We start from the raw sequence: 14938 nt of genomic DNA, 5'->3' as shown, positions 1-14938 counted from the left end.
TGGCGGCAGGTCAGCCAATAGATTTATCGACTGATACACCGTCATCGCGGGCAAGCCCGCTCCCACAGGGGAATGCAGCTTCACGCTCTTGCTTTGCTGTTGCTCTGCTTTTGATCTTGATCTGAGGCGCCCCGTTAAACCACGATGGCCGCAGGCAGGCATTGCGCAGTGGGCACCCCGGCATGGATGCCGGGGTAGCCGCGACACGGCCACGGATGGCCGATCGCGGCGGGCCCGCGGAGCAATGCCTGACTGCGGGCATGCCGAGCCTAGGCGAGGCACCGAGTGGTGGGGAAAAAGCGCTTTGGTTACTTTCGCGCTCTTTGTACGGACCGGACACATGGTTGACGGGTGTGCGGGGACATGGTGGACACTTTTGGCGAGCCAACTTCGCCGGAAAGCCATCATGCCCTGGGACACGAGAGATACCATGAGCCTGAAAGAAGAGTTCATTGCCTTAGCACGGCAACCCGGCAGCAATAAACGAGAGCTGTGTCGACGGTTCGGCATCAGTCCGCAAACGGCCTATAAGTGGTTGAAACGCTATGAAATGCAGGGGCAGTCTGGACTGCAAGAGAAGTCCCGAAAACCTGCGACTAGCCCAAAGCTAACCGCGCCAGCTCTGGAAGCGGAAGTCATAGCGCTTAGGCGAGCACATCCCGCTTGGGGCGGACGTACAATCAGCAGCCTTTTGAAAAAGCAGATTGCTCCTAGCACTGTCACCAATGTTCTGCACCGATGCGGGCTGATTCAGCCTGTTCAGAAGGAACAAGAAGCAAAGCTGAGATTTGAACACGATGCACCTAACGATCTTTGGCAGATGGATTTCAAAGGGCACTTCCCGACGCAAGAAGGCCGATGCCATCCGCTGACGTTGCTGGACGATCACTCACGATTCAATTTGGCGATTCAAGCTTGTGATAACGAGCGTGGAATCACAGTGAAGGAAAAGATGATCGAGGTATTCCAGCGCTTTGGTTTACCGGCTCGCATCAACGTTGACAATGGGCCGCCATGGGGCTCGCCACGCAACCCTGGGGAAATCACAGAATTAAGTATCTGGTTGATTCGCTTGGGGATCAGGATCAGCTTCAGTCGTCCTTATCACCCTCAAACCAATGGAAAGATTGAGCGCTTCCATCGTTCACTCAAAGCCGAGGTGCTTGATGGGCGTCAATTCTCCACGATCAAGGATGCTCAAACAGCGTTTGATCAATGGCGTGAGGTCTATAACTTAAAACGCCCTCACCAAGCACTGGACTACAAGGTGCCTATGGACCGGTATCGAGCAAGCCCCTGGGCTTATCCGCAGCAGCTATCGGAGTTTGAATATGGGCCGGATGATGTGCTGGCCAAGGTTTATCACAGCCGATTTCGCTTTCAGAAACGTTACTTCAGCATTGCCAAGGGGCTGGTTGGGCAGCACATCGCAGTTCGGCCTAACCCTGAAAGTGACGGGCTCTTTGACGTCTACTTCTGCCACCATTTCCTACGAACGATCGACGTGAGCAAACCGGACTATGGTTCATAATGTGTCAACTATGTCCCCGCACATGTGTCCACTATGTGTCCGGTCCGTACACGCTCTTCGAAAGTGACCCGCCGTAAGGGCGGAACCAATAGCCGCCGTGACCGCAGCAACGGATATGTACACAAACCCAATAAGCACTAGATAAAAGAGTTGTGTAGATACCTATGCTGCGCTGGCGTCACCTCGGTTTCAAGCAGTAGCCGCCGCCGCCGGCACCTCAACCCTCCCCAACCCATCCTTCATCCGCTTGGCATCGCGCACAAAACACCGCGAAGCCTGGAACAGAAACAGCATGGTCAGGAACAACGCCACCGGAATCAGGTACATGGCGTCATGCAGCCCCACCGCCTTGAACGCCTCGGTCATTTGCTCGGCACCCGCCGCGTACATTGCCGCATGGGCAAAGTGATCGGACAGCGCGCCCACCACCACCGGTCCCATGCCACCCCCCAGCAGATACAGGCCGGCGAAGAACAGCGCCATGGCCGTGGCCCGCAGACGCGGCTCCACCACATCCTGGATCGCCGTGTACACGCAGGTGTAGAAGTTATAGGCAAACAACCAGCCCACACTGAACACCGCGACAAACACCCCGATCTCGATGCGCCCCGCATGCAGGGCCCAGGCAGTGCATACCGTGGAGATAATCAGGCTGAAGGCGGCAAACAGTAAGCGGCCATTGGCAATGCGCTGGTGAATCTTGTCCGCCACCAGGCCGCCCAAGGTCAGGCCGAACAGACCGGTCACGCCGACAATCACCCCGGTCGCCACGGCCGCTTCCTGCAGGGGCATGAGGAAGTAACGTTGCAGCATCGGCACCAGGAACGAGTTGCAGGCATAGGTCGCAAAGTTAAAGCACAGCCCCGCCAGCACCAGCCACAGAAAGGTCGGCACCGCCAGCACGCGCCGGATCGGCCGGTCGACTTTCTCCTGGGAGACTTGCACGGTTTCGGCGGCGCCGCGCTTGGGCTCCTTGATGTAGAACATGAACACCGCAAGGATCAGCCCAGGGACGGCCGCAATAAAGAACGGCGCACGCCAGCTGTCGAACGCCTCGACCATCGCACCGATGGTGAAGAACGCCAGCAACAGGCCCAGGGGCAGGCCCAGCATGAAAATCCCCATGGCCCGGGCGCGACGGTGGGCCGGGAACAGGTCGCCGATCAACGAGTTGGCGGCCGGCGCGTAACTGGCTTCACCAATGCCGATGCCCATGCGCACCAGCAGAAAGGTCCAGAAGCTGCCAACCATGCCGTTGACCGCCGTCAGCGCGCTCCAACTCGCCAGGCCCCAGCCCATCAGCTTGCTGCGCGAGCCGGTATCGGCCAGGCGCCCCAGGGGCAAGCCGGCAATCGCATAGACGATGGTGAATGCGGTGCCGATGATGCCGAGCTGGAAGTCACTGAGGTGCCATTCCATGCGGATCGGCTCGATGATGATCGCCGGGATCGTGCGATCAAAGAAGTTGAACAGGTTGGCCAGGAACAGCAGGAACAGAATGCGCCAGGCATTCGCCGCTTGGGTCGAGTTCTGCATGGGTCCGTCTCTTTTATTGTTATAGAGGCTCGATGCCGACGCATCCTGCCCGGAACCTGCAATCTAGTCAGGCGCGGCGCGGTTGTCTGTAATGATTCGTAAAGCTGATAGGGCGTAATTTCATCCAGGACAGCCGGATTTTCCCGCTAAAAAAATAAGCATGCGCCCCCCTTCCCAAGCGCCTTGGCAGGCATAGAATAGCGAGCCTTCCGCAGTTCCCCCTTACCTCTTATTGATGACGTGCCATGTCCGATGCCAGTCCGTGTCTGAATTGCGGTGCCTGCTGTTCACACTTTCGCGTGTCTTTCTTTTGGGGCGAATGCGCCTCATCAGGCGGCACCGTACCCGATGACCGCGTGGTACAGATCAACCCCACGCGGGTGGCGATGATCGGCACCGACCAGAAACCGGCACGCTGCTGCAGCCTGGAAGGCGAAGTGGGCAGCACCACCCGTTGTTCGATCTACGAGCAGCGTTCCAGCGTGTGCCGGGAGTTCGAGGCCTCATGGAGCCAGGGTGAAGTGAACGTCGATTGCGACGCCGCCCGCGCCGCATTCGGCTTGGCGCCGCTGGAGCAACCGCCTTACGAGTTCGAGCTGCCCATCAGTGCTTAGCACCATTGGCTATGGGGAGCATGCCAAAATCAAAGCAATCAAAATGCCATTACGGCTTGCGATTCCGTTGAGCCTTCTATACTCGATTCCATAGGTCATCGCCACGCGCAGTGACACGAGATGACTCTGCAACGGGACGTGCTATGGAATGGCTGGGTCTGCATTTTTTTACCCCGCTTCCCGAGAGCGGGTATTTATTACTTAATTGCACCCATAACCCCTTCCTGGTGCTACTGGCGTACCTGGTTGCCTGCGCCGCGAGCTTTGGCACCCTGGACATGGCGGAGCGTGTCGGCCACGTTGATAACCTGACGGCAAAACGCCATTGGCGCTGGATCGGTGCCGGTTGCCTGGCCGGCGGGATCTGGTCGACGCACTTCATCAGCATGCTGGCGCTCCAGGCGCCCATCACTATCCATTACGAATGGTTCCTGACGCTGGCTTCATTGGCGATCGCATTGATCGCTTCGTTGTTCGCCATGCAAACCCTCAGTCATGCCCGAATGCGTTTTCATCAGTACCTGACGGCGGCCACCTGCATGGGCCTGGGCATCGCCCTGATGCACTACGTGGGCATGGCCGCCATGCGCTCCGAGGCCCAGGTGTATTTTTCCAGCGGGCTGTTTGGGTTGTCGGTGGCCATTGCCATTGGCGCCAGCCTGGCCGCCTTGCTGTTGTCCCGCTACCTGCGCAATGGCAATGGAATGTTCCACCAACTGCTCAAGTACGCTGCCAGCCTGGTGCTCGGTGCCGGCATTATCAGCATGCACTTCACCGGTATGGCTGCCATGCAATTGCTGCTGCCCACCGGGGCCTTGCCGGCATTGCCCATCGACAACAACCCGACGCAACTGGGCCTGTCGGTGGCCGTCATCACGTTGTTGGTCATCGGCAGCAGCATCAGCGCGGCCCTCGCCGACAAAAAACTGCAGCACAAGGAACGCGACCTGCGTCGGGTCAATGCCCTGCTGACCGAGCTGGACCAGGCGCGCGCATCCCTGCAGCAAGTGGCCCACTACGACGCCCTGACCAGCCTGCTCAATCGCCGGGGCTTCAACCAGATCTTCGCCGAAAGCCTCGCGCAGAAAGCCCAGGCCGAGGGCATGCTGGCGGTGATCTTCCTCGACATCGACCACTTCAAGCGGATCAACGACAGCCTCGGCCATGATGCCGGCGATGAGCTGCTGACAGTCCTGGCCGGCCATATCAAGAGTTCGATACGCAGTCACAATGATGTAGTGGCGCGCTTTGGCGGTGATGAATTCTGCATCCTGATCAACATCCGTCATCGCGACGAAGCGCGGCACATGGCCCAGCGCATCATGCAGAAAATGAAAGAGCCCATCGAGCTGGCTGGCCGGCGCATGGTGATGACCACCAGCATCGGTATCAGCGTGTTTCCCGAGGACGGGACCACCTGCGAGGAACTGCTGAAAACCGCCGACCTGGCGCTGTATCAATCCAAGGATGGCGGGCGCAACAGCTTGAACTTCTTCAGCTCCAACCTGAAAACCCGGGCCTTTCTCGAACTGCAGCTGGAAGAGGAATTGCGCAATGCATTGCGCAACCAAAAGGAACTGGTCCTGCACTACCAACCGATTCTGGACCTGCACAAAGGCAAGGTCACCCGCCTCGAAGCCCTGGTGCGCTGGCAACACCCGCAACATGGGCTGCTGGCGCCCGAACGGTTTATCGGCATCGCCGAAAACAACGGCCTGATCGCCGAGCTGGACAACTGGGTGCTGCGCCAGGCCTGTGCCGACCTGGGTTGGCTGACGGACCAGGGGCACCCGGACCTGGTCATGGCCGTGAATTGTTCGGCCCTGAACCTGGCCCGGGACGAACTGGCAGATGAAATCGAATACGCCTTGCGCAACAGCGGCATCGCCGCCAGCCGCCTGGAGCTGGAAGTGACCGAGAATGCCTTGATGGGCAACATCAGCAGCACCCTGATCCTGCTGCGGCAAATCCGTGCGCTGGGTGTGGCGCTGTCCATCGACGACTTCGGCACCGGCTACTCCTCCCTCTCCTACCTCAAGCGCCTGCCCCTCAACACGCTGAAGATCGACCGCTCCTTTATCCAGGACATTCCCAAGTCCACCTCCGATATGGAGATTGTCCAGGCAATCATCGGCATGGCCCACACCCTGCACCTACAGGTCATTACCGAAGGCGTGGAAACCCAGCAGCAACTGGAGCTGTTGATCAAACATGGCTGCGATTACGTGCAGGGTTACCTGCTCAGTGCAGCGGTGCCGGCCAGTGAAATCAGTGCCGTGATCACGGCACTTGACCAGCGCAACCCGCCGGGCCTGGCGGGCAGCAAGGACACGACCAGCGCCAAGGGTTCATCGACGGGTTCTTCGGTAGTCCGCCCTATTCGCTGAAACGCCAGCATCAGGGCAAATAGCCAGTATTTGATTAAAGAACGCCGACGAACGGCCGATTCATGAGAGTCCAACGTAGCTTTTCCCTAGAAAACCTAGGGTTAAACCCTATCGGGTAAAGTCGCGAACTCTCACTCGGTGATGGCTCTTTGATGTTTTCCGGCCATCCGTCCAGGCACATGGCGCACAATGACTTCTAAAAATAATCCTGTTACCGCGGTATCCGACGTGTTGCTGACAGCGCCTGCGGAAAAACCCTCAGGTTCAAAGTCATTGACCAGTCAACGTGCGCTGGGCACCCAGCAATACCTGTACTTCACCGAAACCAACACCGACCGCATCCTCGACAACCTCGATGGCCTGCGCGACATGGTGTTCCCGCGCCCGCCGCACCTTGACGGTGACAGCGAGCTGCACAGTGAGCAGGAGTTTCCCTCGGTCTGCCTGATCGGCCTGGGGCGCTGTGGTTCCAACATCGCCCTGGATGTGGCGGAACTGGTGTACAACGCCCGCAAGTTTTATCTGAACGAGTTCAGCACCGAAGACAAATCCTACGTTGAAAAGGGCTACAGCCCAGCCCAGTGGATCCGTAACAACTTGCGCCTGGGCGCCAGCAAGGCCAGCAAGCCGGTGTTTCTGGTAGAACCCCTGGTGATGCTCGGCGACCTGGACAAAGACATCGCCGGACGCATCCGTTTCTCGCGCAAGGGCGAGAAAAGCGGCTTTTTGCGCGACTACAGCAAAATGAAAATCATGGACCTGTCGGAAGTGCATGCCGGTGGCGCCGGTAACGCACCGATCCTCGGCCAGTACCTGGCCAAGATCATCCTCAACAAAGACACCCAGCGTTTTTCCAGCCCTGACTGGAAGATGATCCATTCGTACCTGATCGACTCTTGCGGGATCAAGGCCAACCAGTCGCGCCTGTACTTCTCGATCTTCAGCGCCGGCGGCGGCACCGGCTCGGGCATGGCCTCGGAGTTCGGCCTGGCCCAGCAACACTCGTACATGAACAAGACCTTCGACACCAAACCTGCCGACGAGCATGACAGCAAGAGCGGCCATGCCTTTGTGTTCGAGCCGATTTTCACCAGTGGGATCTGCGTGTTGCCGAACATCTCCGATCACCGCAGCGAAATGTCCGAGGCGCTGCATATCAACGCCGGTCGGCTGCTGTGCAAGTACCTGTCGGAGGAATGGGATTTCTCGTACAACTTCGACAATGAAGACAGCAGCGAGGCCAGTGTCAAAGGCCGTATCCGCCCGTGGAACGCGATGATGCTGATCTCCAACGACATCATGCGTTACGCCGAAGAAAGCGACGACGGCAACATCCAGAACATTGACGTCAATGCCATGGAAAAACACGCCAACCAGTACATCTCACAGCAGATCTTCAACATCCTGACGGCTCAGGCGGTGACGACCGACTATGACCAGAACTATTTCCGCCGCGCCGGCATCGACATCGGTGAAACCATTCGCCTGGACGCCAACGACCTGTTCATGAGCCTGGCCGGGCCGGTGGCAATTGCCTACGCCGAGTCGGTGGTCCCGGAAACCCCGGCGCCGAGCAACGACAAGTTCAAGGTGTTTGAAAAAGAGCCGCAGCGCCTGAACATCGACGATTTGTTCTTCCGCTCCATCGACCTGCCCCACTTCAATAAAGTCACCCAGGCCATCGAAGGCATCAGCCTGTTGCCGATCGAATCCAAGCGCTACAAGGCCTCCCTGGAGCAGTACAAGAACTCCGGCTATGACGCAGCGGCCCTGCATGACCTGCACTTCTTCAAGAACTGCTCGTCGGTGGTGTCCATCGTCTCCCTGCCCAAGGACTACAAACTGTCCTATATGGACCTGAACCGGCTCAAGACCCACCTCAACAGCCTGTTCCCCAACACCACCCTCAAGCGCTACGCCCTGGTGATCGGTGCTTCGGCCAACCTGTCGTTGACCACCCTGATCGCCAAGAGCCCGTGCCTGTCGGATGACTTCCTGACGTTGATCGTGGCCTTTATCAAGCGCTGCTTTGCCCGCAACCCGTACCGTTTCGACGAGACCCTGGACAACTCGATCCTGGACTTCATCATCCATGAAGACTTCGACGAGGACCGTATCGACGAGTTGCTCAACGAATTCGAGAACCCGGCGAAGATCCTCGATACCAACTGGTACGCGATCAAGCCGATGTATGAGAAGAAGTACCGCGAGCTGATCAACGACAAAGAGAAGTTTGTCTCGATCAACGACATTCGCCTGTCGCGCGATTGCGTGAAGAAGGCGATCAAGTACCTGCGTGAGATTTATCGTCACCGGATTGGCAAGACCAAGGTGATCTCGCTGAACAACCATACGGGCAAGACCGCCTAGACCGAGGTGCGCCCATCGCGAGCAAGCCCGCTCCCACAGTTGACCGAGTTCCACTCTTGGAATGCGGCTGGATGTGGGGGCTGGCTTGTCTGCGATAGCGGTCTAACCGGCAACAAATACCCCTAACCTTGCCACACCAAGAAACAATTCCCCGGGCCATCCGCGGCCCGCAAAACTGTTCCCCTGACGTTTACGTCACCCTCGCCTGTGACCTTTCTTCACGGCCAGTTGCCATCATGGGCAAAGCGGTTACTCCGCTACACACTTTTAATGGCACACAACTCGCACTATTTCGGTGCGCACGTTTAGTTCGATGCCCTTTCCTGGATCAGAATCCACGGCGAAACCACCACCGCCCACAAGCTCGGATCACGCTCCACCAGGTCCAATGCCCGCGTCGCAGACACTTCGCCAAGGCTCCCGGAGGCCAGCCAGGCGGCCACTTTGTCACGGTTGTCCTCGGCCATTCCCTCGGCCGCTTCGATCAAATCCAGGCCAGCGTCGACCCACAATAGGGCACCCTTGGCAAAGAACGGTTCGAGCTCCTTCCAGGAAATTTCCGCGGTTTCGCCGAGCAGCTTGGCATAGAGGGTGCTAGGTTCTTGCGTCATGGGAACTCACCTGAGGAAAAAATCGGCGCAATCATACCGTCGAGGCTTCCCCAGAAAAACCCAGTTGCAATTGAGGCACCGATTGAAAGTGTCAGGAACGCCAAGGATTGCCCGAGACTCTGGCAAGCACCCGCCGCTATTCTGTCTTTTTCTTTCATTTAAGCGACATACCCGGCGTTTGCCCCCAGCAGCCAGCTTTTCAAGCGATCAACCGGCGCTCTACACTGTACCGGTACAGTTGCCAGGCCGCTGCCGGGGGATATCCGAGATATCTGATCCGGTTCTGTAGCCCACAAGGCCGCTAGAACTATAAAAAATACAACAGTAAGAGTGGAGCACTATGAATAAGGCTACTAAGCAGATTTCCAAACTGTTTGCCGCTATGGTCCTGGCTGGGGTTGCCGGCCATTCGTTCGCAGCTGACACCATCAAGATCGGTATTGCCGGCCCTAAAACCGGCCCTGTGACCCAATACGGCGATATGCAGTTCATGGGCGCCAAGCAAGCCATCAAGGACATCAACGCCAAGGGCGGTGTCGATGGCAAAATGCTTGAGGCCAAGGAATACGACGACGCTTGCGACCCTAAACAAGCCGTTGCCGTCGCCAACAAAGTGGTCAACGACGGCGTCAAGTTCGTGGTCGGCCACCTCTGCTCCAGCTCCACTCAACCTGCAACCGACATCTACGAAGACGAAGGCGTGATCATGATCACTCCGGCGGCTACCAGCCCGGAAATCACCTCCCGTGGCTACAAGCTGATCTTCCGTACCATCGGCCTGGACAGCGCCCAGGGCCCAGCGGCCGGCAACTACATCGCCGACCACGTCAAGCCGAAGGTCGTGGCAGTCCTGCACGACAAGCAACAATACGGTGAAGGCATCGCCACCGCCGTTAAGCAGACCCTCGAGAGCAAAGGCACCAAGGTTGCCGTGTTCGAAGGCCTGAACGCCGGCGACAAGGACTTCTCCTCGATTATCCAGAAGCTCAAGCAAGCCAACGTCGACTTCGTCTACTACGGCGGCTACCACCCAGAACTGGGTCTGATCCTGCGTCAATCCCAGGAAAAAGGCCTGAAAGCCAAGTTCATGGGCCCGGAAGGCGTGGGCAACGACTCCATCTCGCAAATCGCCCAGAAAGCCTCCGAAGGCCTGCTGGTCACCCTGCCGAAATCCTTCGACGCCGACCCTGCGAACAAGGCCATCGTCGACGCACTCAAGGCTGACGGCAAAGACCCAAGCGGTCCGTTCGTGTTCCCAGCCTACTCGGCGGTTGAAATCATCGCGGGCGGCATCGCAGCTGCCAAAAGCGAAGACACCACCAAAGTGGCAGAGGCCATCCACGCGGGCACCTTCAAGACCCCGACCGGCGACCTGAGCTTCGATAAGAACGGCGACCTGAAAGACTTCAAGTTCGTGGTCTACGAATGGCACTTCGGTCAACCAAAAACCGAAGTTTCCCCTCAGTAAGCCAGGCGTTACTGGATAACAAGCCCACTGTGCAAGCAGTGGGTTTTGTTTTACGAGGTTTATGGGCCACGCACCCGCGATCCGGGCGCTGGTTCACCTGAAAATCTTAAAACCGTCACCAGCGGTTCGCTGGCAAATGCTTTGTGCAAATGTGCTCACAGAACACAGCACCGAGCAGGAAGATGACTCCACCAGTGAAATGCGTATCGGGTTTTTAGGAGCGCTGTAATGCCTGAGATCTATCATTTTTTCCAACAGCTGGTTAATGGCCTGACCATTGGCAGCACCTATGCCTTGATAGCCATTGGCTACACAATGGTTTACGGCATCATTGGAATGATCAACTTCGCCCACGGCGAGGTGTACATGATTGGCTCCTACGTGGCGTTTATCGCCATTGCCGGGCTGGCCATGATGGGTATCCACTCCCTGCCGCTGTTAATGACTGCCGCGTTCCTTGCGTCAATCGTCGTAACCAGTGCCTACGGCTACAGTATCGAACGTGTTGCGTACCGCCCCTTGCGTGGCAGCAACCGCCTGATCCCGTTGATTTCTGCCATCGGCATGTCGATTTTCCTGCAGAACACCGTATTGCTGTCCCAGGACTCCAAGGACAAGTCCATTCCCAACCTGATCCCGGGGAGCTTTTCCTTCGGTCCAGGTGGTGCAGAAGAAGTGCTGATTTCCTACATGCAGATCCTGGTCTTCGTCGTCACCCTGGTGGCCATGCTGGGCCTGACCCTGTTCATCTCCCGCTCCCGTCTGGGGCGCGCCTGCCGGGCCTGCGCCGAAGACATCAAGATGGCCAACCTGCTGGGTATCAACACCAACAACATCATTGCCCTGACCTTCGTCATCGGCGCCGCACTGGCCGCCGTCGCTGCCGTGTTGCTGAGCATGCAGTATGGCGTGATCAACCCCAACGCCGGCTTCCTGGTGGGGCTCAAAGCCTTCACTGCGGCGGTCCTCGGCGGCATCGGCAGTATTCCGGGCGCGATGCTCGGCGGGCTGGTGCTGGGTGTGGCCGAAGCCTTTGGTGCCGATATCTTCGGCGACCAGTACAAGGACGTGGTGGCATTCGGTCTATTGGTTCTGGTGCTGTTATTCCGGCCGACCGGCATCCTGGGCCGTCCGGAGGTTGAGAAAGTATGAGCAGATATCTTAAATCGGCGTTTTTCAGCGCCTTGCTGGTATGGGCCGTGGCCTTTCCGGTACTCGGGCTCAAGCTGAGCATTGTCGGGATCAACCTTGAAGTACACGGCACCGGGCCAGTCACCCTGACCATCATTGCCCTGTGCTCGGTGCTGATGTTCCTGCGGGTGCTGTTCACCCAGCAGGTCGGTGCGCTGCTCAAGTCCAACCGTGGCCCGCTGGTCTCGCCCAAGGTCAGCCAGTTCCTGACCCTGCCGCGCACCCAGCGCTACATCATCATCGGCCTGATCGTGGCCGCGTTGATCTGGCCATTCTTCGGCTCCCGTGGTGCGGTGGATATCGCCACCCTGATCCTGATCTACGTGCTGCTGGGCCTGGGCCTGAACATCGTGGTGGGCCTCGCGGGCCTGCTCGACCTGGGTTATGTGGGCTTCTACGCAGTAGGTGCCTACACCTACGCGCTGCTCTCGCACTACCTGGGCTGGAGCTTCTGGATCTGCCTGCCTCTGGCCGGCATGGCGGCGGCCACCTTCGGCTTCCTGCTGGGCTTCCCGGTGTTGCGCCTGCGCGGTGACTACCTGGCCATCGTGACCCTGGGCTTCGGTGAAATCATCCGTCTGTTCCTGCGTAACCTCACCGATATCACCGGCGGCCCCAACGGCATCAGCAGCATTCCCAAGCCAACGTTCTTCGGCTTGTCGTTTGATCGCTCCGCTGCCGAAGGCATGCAGACCTTCCACGAGTACTTCGGGATTGCCTACAACCCGGTGAGCAAGGTGGTGTTCCTGTACCTGGTCGCCCTGTTGCTGGCCCTGGCCGCGCTGTTCGTGATCAACCGCCTGCTGCGCATGCCGATCGGGCGTGCCTGGGAAGCGCTGCGTGAAGACGAAATCGCCTGCCGCGCGCTGGGCCTGAACCCGACCGTCATCAAGCTCTCGGCCTTCACCCTGGGTGCCGCGTTCGCCGGTTTTGCCGGCAGCTTCTTTGCCGCTCGCCAAGGCCTGGTGACACCGGAATCGTTCACCTTCATCGAGTCGGCAATCATCCTCGCCATCGTGGTATTGGGTGGCATGGGCTCGCAGTTGGGCGTGATCCTTGCGGCCATCGTGATGATCCTGCTGCCGGAACTGATGCGTGAATTCAGCGAGTACCGCATGTTGATGTTCGGCGCCATGATGGTGCTGATGATGATCTGGCGCCCTCAAGGCCTGCTGCCCATGCAACGTCCACATATGGAGCTGCGCAAATGAGCCGCGAGATCCTGAAAGTCGAAAACCTGAGCATGCGCTTCGGCGGCTTGCTGGCGGTCAATGGCGTCGCCCTGACCGTCAAAGAGAAACAAGTGGTCGCGTTGATCGGCCCCAACGGCGCCGGCAAGACCACGGTGTTCAACTGCCTGACCGGTTTCTACAAACCGGCCGGTGGCAGCATCCTGCTGGACGGCCAGCCGATCCAGGGCCTGGCCGGTCACGAGATCGCCCGCAAGGGCGTGGTGCGGACCTTCCAGAACGTGCGGTTGTTCAAGGACATGACCGCCGTGGAAAACCTGCTGATCGCCCAGCACCGGCACCTGAACACCAATTTCTTCGCGGGCCTGTTCAAGACCCCGGCGTTCCGCAAGAGCGAGCGCGAGGCCATGGAGTACGCCGCGTACTGGCTGGACAAGGTCAACCTGACCGAGTTTGCCAACCGCCCGGCCGGCACCCTGGCCTACGGTCAGCAACGGCGCCTGGAAATCGCCCGCTGCATGATGACCCGCCCGCGGATCCTGATGCTCGACGAACCGGCTGCCGGCCTCAACCCCAAGGAAACCGAAGACCTCAAGGCGTTGATCGGTGTGCTGCGTGAAGAAAACAACGCCACCGTGCTGCTGATCGAACACGACATGAAACTGGTCATGAGCATTTCCGACCATATCGTCGTGATCAACCAGGGCGCGCCATTGGCCAACGGGACGCCGGAGCAGATCCGCGACAACCCGGAAGTGATCAAAGCCTATTTGGGGGAAGCGTAAATGCTGCAATTCGAAAACGTTTCCACTTTCTACGGCAAGATCCAGGCCCTGCACGACGTCAACGTGGAAGTGCGCCAGGGCGAGATCGTCACCCTGATCGGTGCCAACGGTGCCGGCAAATCCACCTTGCTGATGACCTTGTGCGGCTCGCCCCAGGCTCACAGCGGCAGCATCCGCTATATGGGTGAGGAACTGGTGGGCCAGCACTCTGCGGCGATCATGCGCAAGAGCATTGCCGTGGTCCCGGAAGGCCGTCGGGTGTTTGCCCGCCTGACCGTGGAAGAGAACCTGGCCATGGGCGGGTTCTTTACCGACAAGGGCGACTACCAGGAGCAGATGGACAAGGTGCTGCACCTGTTCCCTCGGCTCAAGGAGCGCTTCAGCCAGCGCGGCGGCACCATGTCCGGTGGCGAACAGCAAATGCTTGCCATCGGCCGTGCGCTGATGAGCAAGCCCAAGCTGCTGCTGTTGGATGAGCCGTCCCTGGGCCTGGCCCCGATCATCATCCAGCAGATCTTCGACATCATCGAGCAACTGCGCAAGGACGGTGTGACGGTGTTCCTGGTGGAACAGAACGCCAACCAGGCACTGAAAATTGCCGACCGCGCCTATGTGTTGGAAAACGGCCGGGTAGTGATGCAGGGCAGCGGCGAACAACTGCTGACCGACCCGAAAGTGCGCGAGGCTTACCTCGGCGGCTAGGGTCTGAATGTGGGAGCGGGCTTGCCCGCGAAGGCGGTGTGTCGGTGCCGGATGGTTTGGCTGACACACCTCTATCGCGAGCAAACCCGCTCCCACATTTGCTTTGTGTGAACCGTAGAATTTGCATTGTTTTAACTTTTATTCGAGCCGCCTGTAACGATCCCCTCCCCCCTTTCTCTAGTGGGGTATGCAAGCACAAACGCTTGCTTACCCACCTCACTGCTGGAGAAACATCATGACCACCCGTTCGCTGTCCGCCGCCACCCTCGTCCTCGCCCTGGGGTCGGCCTTGAGCCTGAGCACCCTGACCACTGTCGCCCATGCCGACGACGCGAAGATGGAAAAATGCTTCGGCGTCGCCCTCAAAGGCAAGAATGACTGCGCCGCAGGCCCCGGCACTACCTGTGCGGGCACCTCGAAAACCGACTACCAGGCCAACGCCTGGAACCTGGTCCCTGAAGGCACCTGCGTGAAGATGGAAAGCCAAACCTCGCCGACAGGTTTTGGCCAACTGGAAGCCTTCAAGGCCAAGTCCTGAATTACCCCTGCCTGA

12 protein-coding genes are annotated in these 14938 nt (G+C 58.7%); 10 read left to right on the top strand and 2 right to left on the bottom strand.

Going from position 1 to position 14938, the window contains the following annotated elements; all coding sequences use genetic code 11:
* The first annotated feature begins 406 nt into the window (after window positions 1-406).
* Window positions 407-1531, top strand: a complete 1125-nt coding sequence (locus HU773_RS07085) for an IS481 family transposase (protein WP_057961168.1) — start codon at window positions 407-409, stop codon at window positions 1529-1531.
* A gap of 189 nt (window positions 1532-1720) precedes the next feature.
* Here HU773_RS07085 and HU773_RS07080 read toward each other — a convergent pair whose 3' ends face one another.
* A complete protein-coding gene (locus HU773_RS07080) occupies window positions 1721-3067 on the bottom strand; it encodes an MFS transporter (RefSeq protein WP_057958735.1) in 1347 nt (448 codons plus the stop codon).
* Between the two features lie 245 nt (window positions 3068-3312).
* Between HU773_RS07080 and HU773_RS07075 the strand changes: the two genes are divergently transcribed.
* The 3 genes from HU773_RS07075 (at window position 3313) to HU773_RS07065 (ending at window position 8438) form a co-directional block, all read left to right on the top strand.
* Entirely contained in the window at window positions 3313-3681 is a 369-nt protein-coding gene (locus tag HU773_RS07075; RefSeq protein WP_057958734.1) for a YkgJ family cysteine cluster protein, read from the top strand.
* A 143-nt stretch (window positions 3682-3824) separates the two neighbouring features.
* Complete coding sequence (locus HU773_RS07070) at window positions 3825-6068, top strand: putative bifunctional diguanylate cyclase/phosphodiesterase (protein ID WP_057958733.1); 2244 nt, start codon at window positions 3825-3827, stop codon at window positions 6066-6068.
* 189 nt (window positions 6069-6257) lie between these two features.
* The gene (locus HU773_RS07065; protein ID WP_057958732.1) at window positions 6258-8438 is read left to right on the top strand and encodes a hypothetical protein; all 2181 of its coding nucleotides are present in this window, start codon (window positions 6258-6260) and stop codon (window positions 8436-8438) included.
* A gap of 305 nt (window positions 8439-8743) precedes the next feature.
* On the opposite strand, the gene HU773_RS07060 is transcribed toward HU773_RS07065, so the two are convergent.
* Window positions 8744-9049 carry a DUF2288 domain-containing protein gene (locus HU773_RS07060; protein ID WP_057958731.1) on the bottom strand — a complete coding sequence of 102 codons (306 nt, stop codon included), beginning with the start codon at window positions 9047-9049 and terminating at the stop codon, window positions 8744-8746.
* 340 nt (window positions 9050-9389) lie between these two features.
* On the opposite strand from HU773_RS07060, the gene HU773_RS07055 reads away from it, so the two are divergent.
* The 6 genes from HU773_RS07055 to HU773_RS07030 all read left to right on the top strand — a co-directional run bounded on the left by HU773_RS07055 (window position 9390) and on the right by HU773_RS07030 (window position 14923).
* Window positions 9390-10517 (top strand): branched-chain amino acid ABC transporter substrate-binding protein, encoded by a 1128-nt coding sequence (locus HU773_RS07055; RefSeq protein ID WP_057958730.1) that lies wholly within the window; start codon window positions 9390-9392, stop codon window positions 10515-10517.
* Between the two features lie 228 nt (window positions 10518-10745).
* Window positions 10746-11669, top strand: coding sequence for a high-affinity branched-chain amino acid ABC transporter permease LivH (livH, locus tag HU773_RS07050; protein WP_057958729.1), 924 nt, complete (start codon window positions 10746-10748; stop codon window positions 11667-11669).
* Window positions 11666-12919: a high-affinity branched-chain amino acid ABC transporter permease LivM gene (locus HU773_RS07045; RefSeq protein WP_032858082.1), complete on the top strand. Its 1254-nt coding sequence runs from the start codon at window positions 11666-11668 to the stop codon at window positions 12917-12919. The genes livH and HU773_RS07045 overlap by 4 nt, the downstream gene beginning before the upstream one ends.
* The gene (livG, locus tag HU773_RS07040; protein WP_057958728.1) at window positions 12916-13683 is read left to right on the top strand and encodes a high-affinity branched-chain amino acid ABC transporter ATP-binding protein LivG; all 768 of its coding nucleotides are present in this window, start codon (window positions 12916-12918) and stop codon (window positions 13681-13683) included. The genes HU773_RS07045 and livG overlap by 4 nt, the downstream gene beginning before the upstream one ends.
* A complete protein-coding gene (locus HU773_RS07035) occupies window positions 13684-14385 on the top strand; it encodes an ABC transporter ATP-binding protein (RefSeq protein WP_029297115.1) in 702 nt (233 codons plus the stop codon).
* A gap of 235 nt (window positions 14386-14620) precedes the next feature.
* Complete coding sequence (locus tag HU773_RS07030; RefSeq protein WP_057439836.1) at window positions 14621-14923, top strand: BufA1 family periplasmic bufferin-type metallophore; 303 nt, start codon at window positions 14621-14623, stop codon at window positions 14921-14923.
* The last annotated feature ends 15 nt before the right edge of the window (window positions 14924-14938 follow it).

Origin of the sequence: Pseudomonas shahriarae (assembly GCF_014268455.2) — a bacterium.
Lineage (GTDB): Bacteria > Pseudomonadota > Gammaproteobacteria > Pseudomonadales > Pseudomonadaceae > Aquipseudomonas > Aquipseudomonas shahriarae.
The sequence above is the reverse complement of the archived record's forward strand: the minus strand, read 5'-3'. Positions and strand labels throughout refer to the sequence as shown.